Origin of the sequence: Tolypothrix sp. VBCCA 56010, assembly GCF_050875635.1 — a bacterium.
Classification (GTDB): Bacteria; Cyanobacteriota; Cyanobacteriia; order Cyanobacteriales; family Nostocaceae; genus Hassallia.
Genome location: NZ_JBPAOH010000495.1, coordinates 1 through 283, shown reverse-complemented (window position 1 = coordinate 283; position 283 = coordinate 1). Strand labels below are relative to the sequence as shown.

Sequence of the window (283 nt, the reverse complement as noted above, 5' to 3'; positions counted from 1 at the left end):
TGGTAGCCAACGAATACAATGAGCTCGGTCAGCTCATCGACAAGAAACTTCATTCCGCCGACAACGGGGCGACGGGCAAGCAGAGCATCGACTACCGGTATAATATCCGCGGCTGGCTTACTTCGATGAACGGAGCGGAGTTGCGGCCAAATTCAGATTCAAATCCCAATCTAAAAAATATCGACAATGGGACGCAGGCACGCGACCTGTTCGGGATGGACCTGATCTACAATACAACGGAAAGCGGCATGGGCAACACCGCCCTTTACAACGGCAACATCTC

At 52.3% G+C, this 283-nt stretch carries 1 protein-coding gene; it reads left to right on the top strand.

Annotation, left to right across the window (positions count from 1 at the left end):
• Positions 1 to 283, top strand: a 283-nt coding sequence (locus AABK37_RS42105; protein ID WP_432557285.1) for a hypothetical protein, incomplete at both ends; no start/stop codon positions are given.